13 protein-coding genes are annotated in these 18377 nt (G+C 65.6%); 5 read left to right on the top strand and 8 right to left on the bottom strand.

Annotated elements, in window-relative coordinates; translation table 11 throughout:
- Positions 1-108 precede the first annotated feature (108 nt).
- Complete coding sequence (locus tag KTJ89_RS10450) at positions 109-609, top strand: GNAT family N-acetyltransferase (protein WP_310650284.1); 501 nt, start codon at positions 109-111, stop codon at positions 607-609.
- A gap of 27 nt (positions 610-636) precedes the next feature.
- Here the strand turns inward: KTJ89_RS10450 and KTJ89_RS10445 are convergent, their stop codons facing one another.
- From KTJ89_RS10445 to glmS, 3 genes are all read right to left on the bottom strand, one after another.
- A complete protein-coding gene (locus KTJ89_RS10445) occupies positions 637-1257 on the bottom strand; it encodes a DJ-1/PfpI family protein (protein ID WP_259357676.1) in 621 nt (206 codons plus the stop codon).
- 44 nt (positions 1258-1301) lie between these two features.
- Positions 1302-1760: a holo-ACP synthase gene (locus KTJ89_RS10440; protein ID WP_259357675.1), complete on the bottom strand. Its 459-nt coding sequence runs from the start codon at positions 1758-1760 to the stop codon at positions 1302-1304.
- 73 nt (positions 1761-1833) lie between these two features.
- Positions 1834-3708 (bottom strand): glutamine--fructose-6-phosphate transaminase (isomerizing), encoded by a 1875-nt coding sequence (gene glmS, locus KTJ89_RS10435; RefSeq protein ID WP_259357674.1) that lies wholly within the window; start codon positions 3706-3708, stop codon positions 1834-1836.
- Between the two features lie 266 nt (positions 3709-3974).
- Between glmS and coaA the strand changes: the two genes are divergently transcribed.
- On the top strand, positions 3975-5012 hold the full coding sequence (gene coaA / locus KTJ89_RS10430) for a type I pantothenate kinase (protein ID WP_025779539.1): 1038 nt from the start codon (positions 3975-3977) through the stop codon (positions 5010-5012).
- A gap of 253 nt (positions 5013-5265) precedes the next feature.
- Positions 5266-7128 (top strand): ABC transporter ATP-binding protein, encoded by a 1863-nt coding sequence (locus KTJ89_RS10425; protein ID WP_259357673.1) that lies wholly within the window; start codon positions 5266-5268, stop codon positions 7126-7128.
- A gap of 354 nt (positions 7129-7482) precedes the next feature.
- Here KTJ89_RS10425 and glmM read toward each other — a convergent pair whose 3' ends face one another.
- From glmM to rplM, 4 genes are all read right to left on the bottom strand, one after another.
- Positions 7483-8835 (bottom strand): phosphoglucosamine mutase, encoded by a 1353-nt coding sequence (gene glmM / locus KTJ89_RS10420; RefSeq protein ID WP_259357672.1) that lies wholly within the window; start codon positions 8833-8835, stop codon positions 7483-7485.
- 34 nt (positions 8836-8869) lie between these two features.
- Complete coding sequence (locus KTJ89_RS10415; protein WP_259357671.1) at positions 8870-9064, bottom strand: hypothetical protein; 195 nt, start codon at positions 9062-9064, stop codon at positions 8870-8872.
- Positions 9065-9326: 262 nt separating this feature from the next.
- A complete protein-coding gene (rpsI, locus tag KTJ89_RS10410; protein ID WP_025779545.1) occupies positions 9327-9836 on the bottom strand; it encodes a 30S ribosomal protein S9 in 510 nt (169 codons plus the stop codon).
- 32 nt (positions 9837-9868) lie between these two features.
- Positions 9869-10312 (bottom strand): 50S ribosomal protein L13, encoded by a 444-nt coding sequence (rplM, locus tag KTJ89_RS10405; protein WP_101554123.1) that lies wholly within the window; start codon positions 10310-10312, stop codon positions 9869-9871.
- 416 nt (positions 10313-10728) lie between these two features.
- Between rplM and KTJ89_RS10400 the strand changes: the two genes are divergently transcribed.
- Both KTJ89_RS10400 and KTJ89_RS10395 read left to right on the top strand, forming a co-directional pair.
- Positions 10729-13047 carry an alkaline phosphatase family protein gene (locus KTJ89_RS10400; RefSeq protein ID WP_259357670.1) on the top strand — a complete coding sequence of 773 codons (2319 nt, stop codon included), beginning with the start codon at positions 10729-10731 and terminating at the stop codon, positions 13045-13047.
- Positions 13044-15353 carry a hypothetical protein gene (locus tag KTJ89_RS10395; RefSeq protein WP_259357669.1) on the top strand — a complete coding sequence of 770 codons (2310 nt, stop codon included), beginning with the start codon at positions 13044-13046 and terminating at the stop codon, positions 15351-15353. The genes KTJ89_RS10400 and KTJ89_RS10395 overlap by 4 nt, the downstream gene beginning before the upstream one ends.
- 215 nt (positions 15354-15568) lie before the next feature.
- Here KTJ89_RS10395 and KTJ89_RS10390 read toward each other — a convergent pair whose 3' ends face one another.
- Complete coding sequence (locus tag KTJ89_RS10390; RefSeq protein WP_259357668.1) at positions 15569-18208, bottom strand: bifunctional metallophosphatase/5'-nucleotidase; 2640 nt, start codon at positions 18206-18208, stop codon at positions 15569-15571.
- Between the last annotated feature and the right edge of the window lie 169 nt (positions 18209-18377).

Below are 18377 nucleotides of genomic sequence, written 5' to 3'. Positions count from 1 at the left end.
TCTCCCAGATCGGGAGCGACTCAACCAGGCCATATAACAGTTCCTTGCGAATACATTCACCTCCATCGGACGTGAACCGTACGCGGTGGTGGGCGATGGACGGATCTCATGAAGCGTCAGGGGTCCCGGTTCTCGGTGGCAGACAGAGAATTCAGCGAAGCTCACCATGTTGATCGATACGGCATACTGATCGTCATGGCCCAGGACATAGACCTTCGTGTGCGATTCACTGTTGATGACGCCCACCTATCTGCACTCCATGCACGAGCGTTTGGACACTCAGGTGGAGAGGTGAAACCGTGGGGAGCGCGCTTGAAGCGGCACAGCCTGACGTGGATCGGTGCGTTCTCCGACGACCAGTTGATCGGGTTCGTCCACGCCTGTTGGGACGGCGGGGTGCACGCGTTCGTCCTCGACACAATTGTTGATCCGGGACATCAGAGGCGTGGTATCGGAAAACGACTGGTCCAGACTCTCGTTCATGAAATCAAAGCCGCCGGCTGCGAATGGGTGCATGTCGACTATGAGCCGCACCTCGAAGTTTTCTATCATGATTCGTGCGGGTTCAGCCGAACACATGCTGGTCTACTGAGACTCGCGTCCCGATGATGCTCGACTGTGCAAGAAGTCGACGGTTCAGACCAGCCCGTGGTGGGCGGCGAAGGGATCCCAATCGGGATCGGTGTGGATATCCAACTCGATCTCACGGGCGACGGTGGCGGCCGCCTCGGCGCCGTAGAGATGGGTGATGAGTGCCGCAGTCATGTCCATGCCAGCGGCCACACCCGATGAGGTCCATCGATCCCGGTCCTCGACCCATCTGGCCTGCGGTATCCAGGTGACATCCTCGCCGTGTTCGGACGCCCACGTGAAAGCCTTCTTGTTCGACGTCGCCCGATACCCGTCGAGCAGGCCGGCGGCAGCGAGCACCGCCGAACCGGTGCACACAGAGGTGATGAGCTCGGCACCGGCCGACCAGTTCACGAGGCGGTCGAGGAATGCTCGGTCGTCGACCAGCTGCCGGGTGCCCATCCCGCCGGGAACCATGACGATGTCCGGGTTGCTCGCTGTGTCGAAGGACTCGGTGACGATAACCTCGATGCCCTGAGCGCTGCGGACGGGCCCAGGCTGAGCGGCGACATAGGAGAGGGTGAAGGAATCCGGGAGACGGCTGAAGAGTTCGACGGGGCCGAATACATCGAGAACTTCGAAGCCGTCGAAGAGCACTACCGCCACATTGCTAGTCAGTGAGTCCATCGAATCATTGTCCCAGCTGCAGCGTCAGTCTTCCTGCCGCGGATTCAGTCTTCCGGCCGAAGAACTCGCTTGTACATCGAATGGGTGAAGTGCTCCGCGGCGCCTTCGATGCCGGGGCTCAGCGACGGCCCGTCGCCCTCGGCGATGACGAAGGTCATCGTCAGGTGCGCATCGTGGGTGATCGACAGGTGGATGTTCGTTCCGCCGATGGCACGGAAGTGCTCGAGCACGAGCCCGCGCAGACGGAAACTCGGCGCACCGGACCTGGCGGGGACCACCTCGGCGGACTGCCACGGCAGCCATCCGGGGAAGCCGATCGCCTTCTTCAGCGCCTCCTTCGCGGAGAACCGCGCCGCCAAGGAGGCATCCGTCCGGCGTTTGCCATTGCGTTTGAGCTGCTCACCGGGAGTGAGCAGGCGGTCGAGCAGTTCAGGCACGCGTTCGATGTGCTCCGCGAAGCGCGGCACGTCGGCGATGTCAGTGCCGATCCCTAGAATCGCCACAATCGAACCTCCTCAGATACCCGACCGACTCAGATGCCGGACCGACCGTTGTCGTGCCCGGCACCGAGGCGGATCATTCGACCGTGACCGACTTCGCGAGGTTGCGCGGCTGGTCGACGTCGAGGCCCTTGGCCGTGGCCAGCTCCATCGCGAAGATCTGCAGCGGAACCGTCGTCAGCAGCGGCGCCATGAGCGTCGTCGTCTCGGGCACGTAGATGACCTCGGAGGCGAACTGATCGACCTCTTCGTCGCCTTCCTCGGCGATGACGACGGTGTTCGCACCGCGGGCGCGGACTTCCTGGATGTTCGAGATGACCTTCGCATGCAGCGAATCCCGGCCGCGCTTGGATGGGACGACGATGATGACGAGCTGACCGTCGTCGATCAGCGCGATCGGTCCGTGCTTGAGCTCACCTGCGGCGAAGCCCTCGGCGTGGATGTACGCGAGCTCCTTGAGCTTGAGCGCACCCTCCATCGCCACCGGGTAGCCGACGTGACGGCCGAGGAACAGCACCGAACCGACGTCCTGGTTGCGGTCGGCCAGGGCGAGGACCTGCGACTTCGTCTCGTCGAGGATGTGCTGGATCTTCGCAGGGATGGACTGCAGCTCGGCGAGGATCGTGCCGATCTCGTCGCGGAACTTGTTGCCCCGCAGCTGGGCGAGGTAGAGGCCGAGCAGGTAGCAGGCGACGACCTGCGACAGGAAGGCCTTCGTCGAGGCCACGGCGATCTCCGGGCCGGCGTGGGTGTACAGCGCGGCATCGGATTCGCGTGGGATCGTCGAGCCGAAGGTGTTGCAGATCGCGATGACCTTCGCACCCTGCTGACGTGCGTGGCGGACGGCCATGATCGTGTCCATGGTCTCACCGGACTGCGAGATCGCCACGACGAGCGTCTTCTCCGTGACCACCGGATCCCGGTAGCGGAATTCGTGGGCCAGCTCCACCTCGGTGGGGATGCGGCACCAGTGCTCGATCGCGTACTTCGCGACCTGACCGGCGTACGCTGCGGTGCCGCAGGCGATGACGACGATCTTGTCCACGGACTTGAGCACGTTCTCATCGATGTGCATCTCGTCCAGCGTCAGGCGGCCCTCGGTATCGAGACGGCCGAGCAGAGTATCGGCCACGGCCTGCGGCTGATCGTGGATCTCCTTGTCCATGAAGGACGCGAAGCCGCCCTTCTCCGCCGAGGCGGTGTCCCAGTCGACCTCGAACTGCTCACCCTCGACGGGGTTGCCTTCGGTGTCCGTGATCGTGACCGTCTCCGGGGTGATGGTGACGACTTCGTCCTGGCCGATCTCGACGGCCGTGCGGGTGTAGTCGATGAACGCGGCGACGTCGGAGCCGAGGAAGTTCTCGCCCTCACCGAGGCCGATGACCAGCGGTGAGTTCCGGCGCGCGGCGACGACCTGACCGGGAGCGTCGGCGTGGACGGCGAGCAGGGTGAACGCACCTTCGAGTTCGGTGGCGGTCTTGCGCATCGCGGCGGTGAGGTCGCCCGTGGTTTTGTAGTTCTTGGCCAGCTGGGCGGCGGCCACCTCGGTGTCGGTCTCGGAGAGGAATTCGACGCCCTCGGCGACGAGGTCCTTCTTCAGGTGGGCGAAGTTCTCGATGATCCCGTTGTGGATGAGCGCGAGCTTGCCGCCGTCGGCCAGGTGCGGGTGGGCGTTGAGGTCGGTGGGTCCACCGTGGGTGGCCCAGCGGGTGTGGCCGATTCCGGTCTGCGCAGCCGGCAGTGGGTTGGCCTCGATCTCCTCGGTCAGGGCGGAGAACTTTCCGGCCTTCTTCGCCGAGGCGAGCTGACCCTCGGGCGTCACGAGCGCGACGCCGGCCGAGTCGTAGCCGCGGTACTCGAGCCTCTTCAGGCCGCCGAGCACGACATCGAGCGCCGAGTGGTCGGCATTGTCAACGGGGGCCTTGGATACATAGCCAACGATTCCACACATGAGGGAGATTTTACGCACTGATAGCCGATCTCGGGTATTCCGGCGAGTCACGATCGGGTCAACGTGACGAACTGCACGCGCACGCGGGCGCGTGAGGGGACGGTCGGGCACACCTGACGGGGCCGGAGACGGAACGGTCACCTCGGTGAGGGTGGGGCGCCTCGGTGGGGTGGGGCGCCTCGGTGGGGTGGGGCTCCTCGGTGGGGGTGGGGGGCTTTCGCCGACCTGGGGCGGGCGGCGAACATGACGCATGACACAATGGTGGGATGAGCCATGTCGACCCTCAGTTGGACCGTGCGCGCAAGCTCGCCGGCCTCAATACCGCCCGGCGCAGCGAGCCGGACACGACGTCTCCGTTCTGGGAGTTCGATCGGGAGGTGTGGGGTACGCTCGCCCAGGCTACGCCGCTTCCGCTGAAGCAGCGCGATATCGAACGGCTGCGCGGGCTCGGGGATCGGATCAACCTCGACGAGGTGGCCCAGGTCTATCTGCCCCTGTCACGACTGCTCAACCTCTACGTCTCCGCACGGCGGGCGAAGCACGACCTGACCAGGGAATTCTTCTCTCCGCTGCACGAACGCGGGTTGGAACCGCAGGATGCCAAGCGCACGCCCTTCGTCATCGGCGTCGCCGGATCGGTGGCCGTGGGCAAGTCGACGACGGCACGTGTGCTGCGCGAACTGCTCGCCCGCTGGCCCGACACTCCGCGCGTCGAGCTCATCACCACCGACGGATTTCTCTACCCCAACGCCGAACTCGACCGTCGCCGCCTCAACGGGCGGAAGGGATTCCCCGAATCCTACGATCGGCGCAAGCTGCTCAAGTTCATCTCCGCCGTGAAATCCGGGGCCCCCGAGGTCCGTGCACCTGTGTACTCGCACCACACCTATGACATCGTTCCCGGCGCCGAGGTGGTCGTGCGCTCCCCCGATGTCCTCATCGTCGAGGGCCTCAACGTCCTCCAACCCGCCCGCCCCCGTCAGGACGGGACCGTGGGCTTGGCCATCAGCGACTACTTCGACTTCTCCGTCTACGTCGATGCGCGCTCCCGTGACATCCGCCAGTGGTACATCTCGCGGTTCCTCAAACTCAAGCACGGTGCGTTCCAGGACGAGGATTCCTACTTCCACCGGTACTCGCAGCTCGACGACGACGAGGCGATCACCTTGGCCACGGAGATCTGGGACTCCATCAACTTCCCGAACCTGCGCGAGAACGTCCAGCCCAGCCGCGGCCGAGCCGATCTCGTGCTCCACAAATCCTCCGACCACACCATCCGGAAGGTGCAGCTGCGGAAGCTGTGACGGGAGTCGCTGGTGGGTCTGGGACCTCGGACGGGGCGGGCCGCCTCGGCGAGCTTGCGATGGTACCTGTGATGGGAGTCGCCGGGCGGTGAGGAAATAGTTTCACCGCTCTGGCGGTTGCACAGTGTGCACTGAACTACTCACCGCCGGCAGGCCACCCGCCCGCGGCGGCGGCCGGATGCGAGCGATCCTCGCGCCGTCACGGGCTCCCCCGTGCATGCTCGGTCGTTTCGGCAGCAGAAAGGGACCCAGTATGAGCGTGCCATCCGCACATCACCTCATGTACTCCTCGGTCAAGAGCAAGAAGACCCCCGAGACGCGCATCCAACCGGGCATCTACAAGCGGATCGCCGGGTATGCGACCCGGCACAAGCGCAAACTCATCATCTTCCTGCTGCTGTCCGTGCTCACCGCGGGCATCGGCGTCCTCAACCCGGTCCTCGCCGGCGACGTCGTCAACGCGATCACCGGCGGCGGGCCCGTGTCCACGGTCGTATGGCTAGCCGTGGCCATCGGCGGGTTGGCCATCGCCGATGCGGCCATCTCGATCACGAACCGGTACCTGTCCTCACGGATCGGCGAGGGACTCATCTTCGATCTGCGCACGGCCGTCTATGATCACGTCCAGTCGATGCCGATCGCATTCTTCAATCGCACCCGCACCGGCGCCCTGGTCTCCCGGCTCAATACGGACGTCATCGGTGCGCAGCGGGCGTTTTCGAACACCCTGTCCGGCATCGTGTCGAACTTCGTCTCCCTGGCCCTGACCGTCGGCGTCATGGTCACGATCTCCTGGCAGGTGACCGTGCTGTCGATCCTGCTGCTGCCGCTGTTCATCATCCCCACCCGAATGCTCAGCGGAAAGCTCGCATCCCTGCAGTTCGAAGCGGCCAACAATTCCGCAGACATGTCGACCCGCATGACCGAGCGCTTCTCCGCCGCTGGTGCCACCCTGGTCAAACTCTTCGGCAATCCCCGCCAGGAGAACGAGGAGTTCGCCGACCGCGCCGGCCAGGTCCGCGATATCGGGGTCAAGGTCGCGATGCTGCAGTCGACGTTCGTGTCCTCACTGACTCTGGTCTCCGCCCTGGCGCTGGCTCTGGTCTACGGCGTCGGCGGTGCACAGGCCGTCGTCGGCAACCTCAACGCCGGTCAGGTCGTGACCCTGGCACTGCTGCTGACCAGGCTCTACACGCCGCTGACGATGCTCGCCAACGCGCGCCTGGACATCCAGAGCGCAGTGGTGTCGTTCCAGCGGGTGTTCGAGATCCTCGATCTCGTGCCCTACTTCAAGGAGCCGTCGCAGCCGAAGGCCCTGCCCGCCGTCGGGTTGGATGTGCAGTTCGATCACGTCGACTTCGCCTACCCCAGCGCCTCGCAGGTCAGCTTGGCCAGCCTCGAAGACGTATCCGTGCTCGACACCCGCGGCGGCGATCAGGTTCTCCACGATCTGAGCTTCACGATTCCCGCCGGGCACACCGTTGCCCTCGTCGGATCCTCGGGTGCGGGAAAGTCGACGATCGCGTCGCTGCTGCCGCGGCTCTACGACGTCACGGGCGGCACGATCACCATCGGCGGAGTCGATGTTCGCGATCTGTCGTTCGCCGATCTGCGCGAGGCCGTCGGCGTCGTCACCCAGGACGGACATGTCTTCCACGAGTCGATCCGCGCCAACCTGGCGCTGGTCAATCCCGATGCCACCGAGGAGCAGATGCTCGATGCCATCGAACGGGCACAGCTGAAAGGCGTCATCGATGCGCTTCCCGATGGACTGGACACCGTCGTCGGAGAGCGCGGGTACCGTCTCTCCGGAGGCGAGCGTCAGCGCCTGACCATCGCCCGGATGCTGCTGGCGTCTCCGGAGATCGTCGTGCTCGATGAGGCCACCTCGGCGCTGGATTCGACGAATGAGGCCGCGATCCAGCGTGCCCTGGCCCAGGCGATGCACGGGCGGACAGCTCTGGTCATCGCCCACCGTCTGTCGACGATCCGGCAGGCCGACACGATCCTCGTCGTCGAGGCCGGTCGTATCATCGAGAAGGGCACTCACGAGGAGCTGGTCGGTCGCGGCGGCCGCTACGCCGAGCTCTACGCCACCCAGTTCGCCTCGAGCTGAGGGCGCGACGCTGAAACCACTCTCGGTGCGAGTCCCGCACTGACGCCGCAGGGTCAGAGACTTCTTCGAGTCAAGTGTGCGCAGATTGCCGGTTTCGAGCCGAAATTGTGCAATCTGCGCACAGTTGACTGGCCAACGCCGCGGCAGAAGGTCTTTCCGCCCCGCGGTCGCCACGGCAGGGTCCCTCTGAAACTGGCGATCGGCGCGGCACTGCGCACTCGGCAAACCCTACGTCTCTCAACGTCGATCAAGGGCCCGCCCGAATATGCTGCGGAAGACCGCGACATATCTGAGCGAGCCCTTGATCGAGCGAATGGCGCCCCGCAAGGCACGCCGGAGCCGGTGACTCGGCGTTTACAGCGCGAGGTGCTCCTTGACCGACGCGGCCAGGCGCTCGGCCTGGGCGGAGGCGGCATCCTCGGTGGCAGCTTCGACCATGACCCGGATGAGCGGCTCCGTGCCCGAGGCGCGCAGCAGCACGCGACCGGTGTCCGCGAGTTCCGCCTCGACGGCCGCCACCTCGGCGGCGACCTGCGGGTGATCGACGTTGTTCTTGTCCACGCCCTTGACGTTGACGAGCGCCTGCGGCAGCTGCGGGATCTCCGCGGCGAGGTCGGCCAGGGTGCGCTTGGCATCGGCCATCCGCTTCATCAGATGCAGGGCGGTCTGCACTCCGTCGCCGGTGGTGCCGTGATCGAGCATGAGCACGTGTCCGGACTGCTCCCCGCCGAGCGCATACCCGTCGGCGAGCATCCGCTCGAGCACATACCGGTCGCCGACAGCGGTCTGCACGGTATCGATGCCGTATTTGTCCATCGCCTGCTTCAGACCCAGGTTCGACATGACGGTCGTGACGAGGGTGTTGCCGCGCAGTTCACCGAGCTCCTTGAGCCCGATCGCCAGGATGCCCATGACCTGGTCGCCATTGACGACCCGCCCCAAGGAGTCCACGGCCAGGCAGCGGTCGGCGTCACCGTCGAAAGCCACGCCCAGATCGGACTGGGTCTCGACGACGAGGCGCTGCAGCGGTCCGAGGTGGGTCGATCCCACACCGTCGTTGATGTTGAAGCCGTCGGGTTCGGCGGCGGAGACGATGACTTCGGCGCCGGCCTGGCGCAGGGCGGCGGGTCCGACGATGGACGCCGCACCGTGAGCGCAGTCGACGACGACTTTGAGTCCCGACAGCGGGCGCACATTGTCGGCGTCGACACAGCGCACCAGGTGTTCGGTGTACTCGTCTGCAGCGGCCGGGTAGCGCGAGATGCGGCCGACGTCCGCGCCGGTCGGACGGTCCCAGTCCTCATCGAAGATCGCGAGGATCTCGTCTTCGACCGCGTCGTCGAGCTTCGTGCCTCCCGCGGCGAAGAACTTGATGCCGTTGTCGGGCATGGGGTTGTGGGAGGCGGAGATGACGACGCCGAAAGCGGCGCCGGTGTCCTTGACGACCTGGGCGATGCCCGGCGTCGGCAGCATGCCCGCGTCGAGGACGTCGACTCCCGTCGAGGCGATTCCGGCGCTCAGTGCGGCGGAGAGGAATTCGCCGGAAACGCGCGTATCACGTCCGACCACGGCGAAGGGGCGCTTCTCACCCGTCCAGCCGCTGCTGAGCACGCGTGAACCTGCGACCGAGAGCTGGAGCGCGAGTTTGGCCGAGATATCGCGATTGGCCAGTCCGCGCACTCCATCGGTGCCGAAGAGTCGAGACATAGTGGAGATCCTTTCGTCAATGTCGGAGTCGATCTTAGTCGATCCGCTGTGTGTCGCTCGTGATGTCGGCGTCCTCGCCGAGGCGGCTCACCCGCAGCCGTGGCTGCTGTGGTCGCGGCGTCGCGAGTGTCCGTTCAAGGCCGAGCGCGCTTATCGTGCGGTGCACAGCTCGAAAGATGTGCGTCGCCTTGAACGACGGGAACGAGCGGAAGGTGATCAGTTCGTTCAAGGCGGAGCGCGCTTATCGTGCGGTGCACAATGCGATATTCGCGCTCAGGCTTGAACGACGGACTATGCGCCGAGGCGGCACACCCGACCGCAGCCGCGGTCGCGCGCAACGCCGGCTAAGTCAGCGACCGTGTGAGATGAGTCCGGATATGAGAAATGCGGCCCCGAACCTGGTTCGGGACCGCATTCTCATGTTCATGATGCTGAACTGTCGATGACTGCGACTCAGTGGCAGACCAGCCGCAGTCGGTTCGCCAGCGAGATCAGCGCTTCGAGAACTGAGGTGCCTTACGGGCCTTCTTGAGACCGGCCTTCTTGCGCTCAGGAACGCGAGCATCGCGGCTGAGGTATCCGGCCTTCTTCAGCTCGGCACGGTTGGACTCCGCGTCGATCTGGTTGAGCGAACGAGCCACGCCCAGGCGGACGGCGCCGGCCTGGCCGGAGGGTCCACCGCCGGAGATCCGGACGATGACGTCGAAACGTCCGCCCAGGTCCAGCAGGGTGAAGGGCTCGTTGACGAGCTGCTGGTGCAGCTTGTTCGGGAAGTACTCTTCGAGAGTACGTCCGTTGATGGTCCACTCACCGGTGCCGGGGACGAGGCGCACACGAGCAATTGCCTGCTTGCGGCGGCCGACTCCGTTGCCGGGGGCGGTCAGGGACTGTCCACGTCCACCGGCGGTGCTTTCGCCCAGGCCAGCGGATGCGGGAGTCTCGGAAGTGTATTCGGTGATCTCTTCTTCGACAGTTTCTGTCGCGTTGGTGGTATCAGCCACGGTTCTCCTCGGTATGTCTAGAGCTCAGGCGCTTACTGCGCGACCTGGCTGAGTTCGTACGGCTGCGGATTCTGAGCGGCGTGCGGGTGCTCGGCACCTGCATAGACCTTCAGCTTCTGCATCTGGGCACGTCCGAGACGAGTCTTCGGGACCATACCGGCGACAGCCTTTTCGACTGCACGCTCGGGGTGGGTGGCGAGGAGCTCGGCGTAGTTCACGCTCTTGAGGCCACCGGGGTATCCGGAGTGGCGGTAAGCGCGCTTCTTCTCGAGCTTCGCACCTGTCAGCGCGACCTTGTCGGCGTTGATGATGATGACGAAGTCACCGGTGTCGGTGTTCGGAGTGAACGTGGTCTTGTGCTTGCCGCGCAGGAGGCGTGCAACCTGCGAAGCAAGGCGACCGAGCACCTGGTCAGTGGCGTCGATGACGTGCCACTGGTGCTCAACGTCACCGGGCTTAGCTGTATACGTACGCAAAAGTAGCCTTCTTTTCGTATCTGTGTTCAGTGCAGCGCCGGATCCTCATCGGGTCGTGAGTCCAATGGGTCTCAAGCGCTGGTTGTCTTCAATCGGGTGAACCTATCGACGCATTCCCCTCACCTACGGGCCTGCAACGCATGAGGCTATGTAAGGGAGTGCGACAAGCACACACAACGACAATCAAATATACATGCCCTCAGCCCCGGGGAGCAAACGCCCAGAGCGGTCTCAGGGCCAGCTGAAACCCGAGCCGATAGTATTGATCTGTGCCGACTCACTCCAGCCTGCCCTTCCGACTTCCCGCATTGAGAATCCTGATGCTGGGTCTCTTGGTCGGGCTCCTGACGGCGGGCCTCGGACTCGGCCCCTCCTCCGCATCGGCATCAACCGACGGCTCGGCATCAACGGACAGCATGGCACCGACCGACGGTTCGGCCAACGCGAATGCGTCCTCCGCGCAGTCCACTGACACCGGCAGGCCCCCGGCTGGGCAGACGGTCGTCTTCGGCATTCCGGGTCTGACCATCGATGATATCGACCCAGAGCGCACTCCGAACCTCTTTCGTCTGCTCTCCGAGGGCGCGGCCGCGAACCTCAACGTGCGCACGATCGGCTCGGCGACCTGCCCCGCCTCCGGCTGGCTGTCCTTCGGCGCGGGCGCCCGCGCGCAGGCCGGTCCCTCCCCCATCGCCGAGGATGCCGACCCCGATGACTCGGCCCGCTGCCCGACGATGATCGCCCCCACCACGGACGGTTCCGTGGACGACGAGGACGGGGCCGCCTCGGCGAAGGAGACGGCGAACAGTGACGAAGCTCATGGCGACGAATCCGCGGCCGGAACGACGACGGCTCGGATCGAAGGTTTCGATGCGGTCAAGGAACCCAATATCGGCTCCGGCTACTCCGTCGACTACGGCATGCTCGCGCGCGCCGTCACAGAAGCCGGCAGCGCCGTGCCCGCCGGCACCGACGCAACCGATGCGGACTCCCTGCTCGAACCCTGCGTCGCAGCCGAAGGCCCCGGCGCAGCATATGCCGCCGCGGACGAAGACGGGGTGGTGACGAACTTCACGGACGATGCGTTGGTCACGGACTGCCGCCTCGGCGTCGTCGACCTCGGCGCGATCGGCATCCGCTCCTGGCTGTTCGGCCCGATCCCGAACTACTCCTATACCGTTCCGCCGAACTACGACCGGGAGACCCGCGTCGCCGAAGCCGACCGCCGCCTCGGCGTGCGCCTGCAGGAAGTGCGGGAGAACGCGAAGGACGGGGCCGCGGATCCGACGATCATCGTCGCCGGCCTCGGTGACAGTTCCGGTCTGCCGCAGCTGCGCGCGTTCATCGCGTCCGGGCCCGGCTTCGAACCCGGGTCCCTGTCCTCGGCGACGACCCGCACCCCGGGGCTGCTGCAGATCACCGATCTGGCGCCGGGCATCCTCGATGTCCTCGAAGTCGATTCCCCGCGCGCCGTCGGCTTCGACTCCACCCCGACCGATGATGATCCGCAGCAGCGCATCGACGATCTCGTCGCCGAGGCGCAGAAGTCGACGACGATCCATCAGAATCTCTCGACGTTCTCCATCACCCTCGACGTCATCTTCTACATCCTCTTCATCGCGTGCGCGGTCCTGCTCAACCGCTCCATCCTCGGCCGCCGAGGCGGTGCCACCCGAGCGTCCCACGTCCACCGCTTCCTCGGTCGGGTTTCCCTGGGCGTGGCCTCCCTGCCGATGGGAGCGTTCCTCGCCGGGCTCCTCCCCTGGTCGAGGATGGCCGATCCCGGGCTCGGCCTGTTCCTCTCGGTCATCGGCACGGCCGCCGTTCTGTTCGTCCTCGCCCTCATCCCGCCATGGGGTCGGACCTGGCGAGGACGGGTCGGCGCCCTGGCCGGGGCGAACCTGCTCATCCTCGCGACCGACCTGGCCACCGGGTCCCATCTGCAGGCGAACTCGCTGCTCGGGTACAACCCGATCGTCGGCGGCCGCTACTACGGACTCGGCAATCAGGGTGCGGCGATCTTCATCGTCAGCCTCTTCATCTTCTTAGGGCTTGTGGTGTCCTGGCTGCGGACGCGGGGCCACCGAAAAGCCGTGATCATCGTGCCGGTCGCCGTCGGACTGGCCGCCGTGTTCGTCTCCGGCAACCCCTCCTGGGGTGCGAAGTTCGGCGGCACGATCGCCATCCTCGCCGGACTCATGGTCCTGCTGGCACTGCTGTCGAAGATCCGACTGACTCTGCTGCGCCTCGCCCTCATCGGTCTGTCTTCGCTGGCCGTGCTCATCGGCATCGCCTTCCTCGACTGGCTGCGCCCGGCCGGGGCGCGCTCACATTTCGGCACGTTCTTCGACCAGATCGTCACCGGTGAGGCCCTGCAGGTCGTCGGCCGCAAGCTCGGCGCGAACCTCCACATCATCCAGGTCAATCCGGCTCTGGCCATCGTCACCCCGCTTGCGGCCATCGCGATCCTCATCTTCCTCCGCTACCTCCTCCACTTCCCCCGCGTCCACGCCGGCAGCCGGACCGGGCGCCTGGTCAACAAATGGCGCGGACGGCTCCCCCAGCTCTTCACCGATTCAGACCTGCACTATGGATTCCTGGCCGCCGCCACCGGGCTCGGCGTCGGGCTCGTGCTCACCGATTCCGGGGTCGCCGTGCCCTCGACCGGAGCCATGGTTCTGCTGCCCTTCCTGCTGGCGCTCAGTGCTGAGCACGCCGAGGAGGCTCACCGATGAGAGCCCCCGTGACCTCCCCCGCCGCTCGGGTTCTGCTCGGGATCCTGGCCATCGCCCTGTTCGTCCTCGGCCTGCCCCAAGCCGGGCAGGCGGTTCCGGGCGCGGGCTCGAACGCGGATGCTGCCACGGGCGCGAATGCGGCCGCGGGTGCGTCGGCTCGAGCCGACGCCCAGGCGGCGGGCGGGAACGGGGGCACGGCTCCGGCCTCGGAAGACGGCGACGGCGGGACCGCCTCGGCGAATCCCGGGGTCGTGTCGATCAACGTCTCCGGGTTCAGCTTCGAGGACCTCGATCCGCGCACCACACCGCACCTGTGGGTGATGATGAAGGGCGGGCAGATCGGGACGATCACACCGCGCAGCGTGCGCTCGACGAGCTGCCCGGTCGACGGCTGGCTGGGACTCGGATCAGGGCGGCGGGCCGCCGACGAACCCCGCGATCAGTGCCGCGAACCGGCATCTCCGCTCGACGGCTGGGTCGCCGATTGGGACGTGTACGCGCAGGTGGCCCGCGGCGACAACTACGATGCCTCCCTCGGGGCCCTGGCCGAGGCAGTGCCCGATATCCGCGCCTTCGGCAACGGTGCCGCCATCGCCGCGGCCACCCCAACCGGCCGCGTCGAGAACTGGTCGCCCGTCGGAGCCGACCTTGGAGCGGACGTCGCGAAATCGACCGCAGACGGCGAGCTTACGCTCGTCGATCTCGGCAATACCGCCGCCGACGGCTACTCGCTGAAGAATCTCGACGCTCAGGTCGGGGACATCCTCGAATCGACGGGATGGATGAGCGCGGATCAGCCGAACCGCCTCGGCGAAGGACGCGTTCCCGTGGTGTTCTCATCGATCGCCGACGGCACGCATGAAGATTCGTCGATGCAGGCGACGATGATGGTCGCCCCGGGCGAGCAGGCGGGACTGCTCACCTCCTCGTCGACGCGGCAGCCGGGACTGGTGCAGGTGCCCGACCTGGCACCGACGCTCGTGGCACTGTCCGGTGCCGAGGAGATGGACAATGCGGCCGGGGCGCCGATGACCTCGGGGGCGCATGGGTCCGATTGGCATTCGCGCTATCAGGCAGTCCTCGATCGTCAGGTGGCGGTGAAGACGCAGAACGATCTGTCGACGTGGTTCTTCCCCGTGGTCGCCGTGCTCATGATCGGACTGTTGGCCTTGGCGTGGTTTATGCGGAAGAACCACCGGGAGCTCGTCCATTCCGGGGCGTACCGCCTCGGTGTCGTATTCGCGGCGATGCCGATCTCGACGTATCTGGTCAATACCGTGCCGTGGGAGCGGGCGACGAATCCGGACATCGCGATGCTCGGAGCCCTGGCCGGGTGGGCGCTGCTGCTCGGGGTGCTGGCGCTCCTCGGCCCCTGGCGGCGGCACAAGTTCGGGCCGGTGCTCTTCGTGTCCACCGTGACCGTCGCCGTGCTCGCCTACGACGTCGTCACCGGATCCCAGCTGCAGATGTCGACGCTCTTGGGTGAGCCCCTGCTCATCGCCTCCCGGTTCTACGGGATCGGGAACTCGGCACTGGCGCTGTACTGCTGTGCGCTGCTGATGGCGGTCGCAGGGTTCGCGTCACTGGTGACCAAGCCGCTGCATCGGGTCCTCATCGTCACCGTTCCCGTGCTCGCCTCCTGCGTCATCCTCGCAGCACCAGGTCTGGGCACGAAGTTCGGGTCCGTGCCGACCCTCATCATCGGAGTCGCCTACCTCGTTCTGGCCGCGGCGAGCATCCGGTTCTCGCTCAAACGGCTGGGACTGACGGTGGGCATCGCCGGGTTCGTCATGCTCACCGTGCTGTTCCTCGACTGGCTGCGCCCGGCCGATCAGCGCACGCACTTCGGACGGTTCTTCGACTCGATCATCAGCGGTCAAGCGCTCAGCGTTCTGGCTCGAAAGATCGGGATGAACATCGACATCCTCACCCAGTCGTGGATGACTCTGGTGCTGCCGCTGGTCATCATCGGCGTGTTCTGGATGGCGCTCGATCCAGCGCGCTTCCGACTGAACGGACTCCAGGACACCTACCGCCGGATCCCACTGCTGAGGGCGGCGATGATCAGCCTCGCGATCCTGCTGGGAGTCGGCACTCTCATCAACGACTCGGGCATCGTCGTGCCGGCCGTCGGCATCCTCTTCCTCGTCCCGGTGCTCACTCACCTCGAGACCTTCCGCGCCGGTCGCCCGCCGGTCCCAGCGGCGACGCCCTCCGGTGACGGTGCCGGCGATGCTGGCGCGGCCCCTGCCGACTCCGGTGCCGAGGCCGACGCCGACGGCTCCGATTCATCGTCACGCCCCTGACTCTGCGGGCATCACGCACCGGCAGCGTCAGCACCCACCTTTCCTCGCAAACCACCCCCGCAGCGACACAACACCCCGGTGCACCGGGGTGTTGTGCGACTACCGGGTGGGGATGACGCCAAGGGTGCGGGATGGCTCCGCGAGAAATGTGCCTGTATACGACGGCGGGCCGGAGAGAAGTACTCTCCGGCCCGCCGGTCTGACGCCGGCCTGGCTCAGTTCTGGAGGCTGAGCTTGCGGCGACGGACGATCGTGACCGCAGTGGTGCCGGCGACGATGAGTGCCAGTGCCGCGGCGACGATGTTGACGGTCTCGAAGCCGGTGCGCGGCAGGTCGCCGCCGTCCTTCGAACCGTTTGCATCGGCCCCGGAGCCATCGGCCGAACCACCGTCGGCAGACGCATTCGCGCCGTCAGCCCCACTGCCGGCGTTCGACGAACCGTCCGACCCACCGGCCGCGCTGTCTCCGCCATCGGCATTGCCGCCGGCCGCGCTGTCTCCTCCGTCAGCGGCGCCGCCATCGGCGGAACCACCATCGGCATTGCCGCCGTCGGCCGAACCGTCATCGCCGGCTGAGGCATTCGCATCGTCACCGACTGCCGCGGTGGCTTCGAACTCATGCGCCAGCGGCAGCGGGTTGTCATCCCACCACGGACCATCGGAATTCGCCTGCACGCTGGCCTTGACGGTCACCTCACCGGAGGCGTCCTTCGGCGCGGTCACCGTCACAGGAGTCTCGGACGCACCTGCCGGGATCGAATCGAGGGTGATCGTCTTGGCCGCCTCGGCGCTGACCTCGGGGGCCCTGCCCTTGGTGGCGCTGCTGGAAGCAGACCGGGACTCGGACTGCGCGGCCGCCTCGGCGGTATAGCCCTCCGGCAGGTCGACGGTGACGTCGATGGGACCCGCAACTTCGGACTTCGCGTTCGTCTTGAGCGCGAACTCAGCGCTCTCACCGGGCTTGATGGCCTTCGGCCCGGTCAGCTCGGCGCTCAGATCACCCTTGTCGATGACGTCCTTGGCCGCGTCTGCCTGACGCTCGTTCTTATCCGGGGTGACGTCTTTGTCTTCGGCCTGGTGCTTATTGAAGTAGTTCTCCCAGGTCTCGAAGTCGGTGAGTCCCGACTGTTCGAAATCACCCTTGGCGAAGGAGGAGAAGTTGTCGCCACCGGTGGCGAGGAAGCTCAGCGTCGCAACCCGGTAGTCCTTGTTCGGGTCGATGTCCTTGCCATCGACCTTGACCGACTTCACGTGCTCGCCCTTGTCGGCATCAGTGTCATAGACGACGTCGAGGTCATCGGAGATGCCCAGGTGGAGGAACGACCGGGAGGCACCATCGGGCTGCCACTGCTCTTCGAAGAGGCCGATGACGTCCGAACCCTTCATCGTCACGACACCATGGTCGTTGGCGAAGGGAAGCACGCTGTTGAGCTCGGCAACGGTGACTTCGCATTTCTCCTCGGAGTTGTAGATGTCATCGCAGAGCAGATCGGTGCGCAGACCGCCGGGGTTCGTGATGCCGAAGTCGGCTTCTTCCAGCTGGGTCTCTTCGACGCCTTCCTTGAGCGCATCGGCGACGAGGTTGCCGAGCGTGGACTCGGCACCGCGGTCCTCTTCGCCGTCCTTCTTCGCTCGGGTGATGTCCTCGCTGATCGTGCCGGTGACCTCCGAGCCGAGCTCCTTGGCCTTCTCCTCTGCATCGCTGACGATGCCTGCGACCTTGTCGACGACCTCGGAGTCATAGCTCTTGCCCTCGGTCTCGATGAGATCGATGCCGCTGGCCTGCCAGTCGCTGTTGCCGTCGACTCTCATGGTCACCTGCCCGACGTATTCGCCGTAGCTGCCGGCCTCGATGACGGGACGGGTGCGATCGGGTTCTCCGGGCACCGGTGCTTCGAAGGAATACGGCATATGGGTGTGGCCGGTGAACATGGCGTCGACCGAGGCGTCGGCCTCGGTGACGAGCTTCTTGAACTCCGCGTTCGACGCCTTCGCGTCTTCCAGGCTCTCGGTCGACGACGCGCCGAGGTGGGCCTCGACGATCGTCATATCCGGTCGTTCGTCCTCGGGCAGGTTCTCGAGATCGTCGGCGACGCGGTTGACTGCGTCCGTGGGGTCACCGAAGTCGAGGTCGGCGATGCCGTCCGGTGAGACGAGTGAGGCGGTGTCCTTGGTGACAACGCCGATGACGGCGATCTTGACTCCCGACACGTCGACGATGGAGTACTCGTCGAGGCCGTCGACGACGTTCTGAGTTCCCTTGTCGTAGACGTTGGCCGCCGAGTACGGGAAGTCGGCTTCGTCGCTCACTCTTCCCGTGAGGTCATCGATGCCTTTGTCGAATTCGTGGTTGCCGACAGCAGAGGCCTCGACGCCCATGGCGTTGAGGACATCGAGCGTGGGGGTGTCGTTCTGCGATGAGGAGGTGTAGGTCGAGGCACCGATGTTGTCACCGGTCGAGAGCAGAGCAGTGCCCATATTGTCGCCGCCGGTGCCGAACTTCGCTCGTTCCTCCTCGACGACCGAGGCGACCTGAGTGCCTGCCTCGGAGATGCGTCCGTGGAAGTCGGTGATATTGAGCAGCTGAACTTTGGTGCCCTCGGGCGCCGACTGCGCATCGCTGCCGGAATCCTGCTCGTCGCCGGCGTTGTCCGACGGCGCGGACTTGCCGTCGGTCGAATCGTTCGACGACTCGTCGGGGTCCGCGGGAGCCGCTTCACTCGGTGCCGTGGCGCTGTCGTCGGTGGAGTTTCCGTTGCCCAGAGAGGGTGCCCCGATGGCAGGCGCGAGGCCGGGCAGAGTCAGCATTGACACCGCGGCGCCCGTGGCCAGCACTTTGGTCACAAGTTTCGACATGTATTCGGTTCCTTCGATCGTTCAGTGAGGCGCACATCAACCGTGCCGGTGGGATTGAAGACGGATTCCATCCTGCAGTGCCAATGCGAACTGAAAGTTACTTAAGTGTGAATCTACACAGGATTCTCACAACTGGAAAGAGGAATTCTCACATGATCGCGACTCGCGC

This window comes from Brevibacterium sediminis (genome assembly GCF_024895295.1).
In the GTDB taxonomy this organism is placed as follows: Bacteria; Actinomycetota; Actinomycetes; order Actinomycetales; family Brevibacteriaceae; genus Brevibacterium; species Brevibacterium sediminis.
The sequence above is the reverse complement of the archived record's forward strand: the minus strand, read 5'-3'. Positions and strand labels throughout refer to the sequence as shown.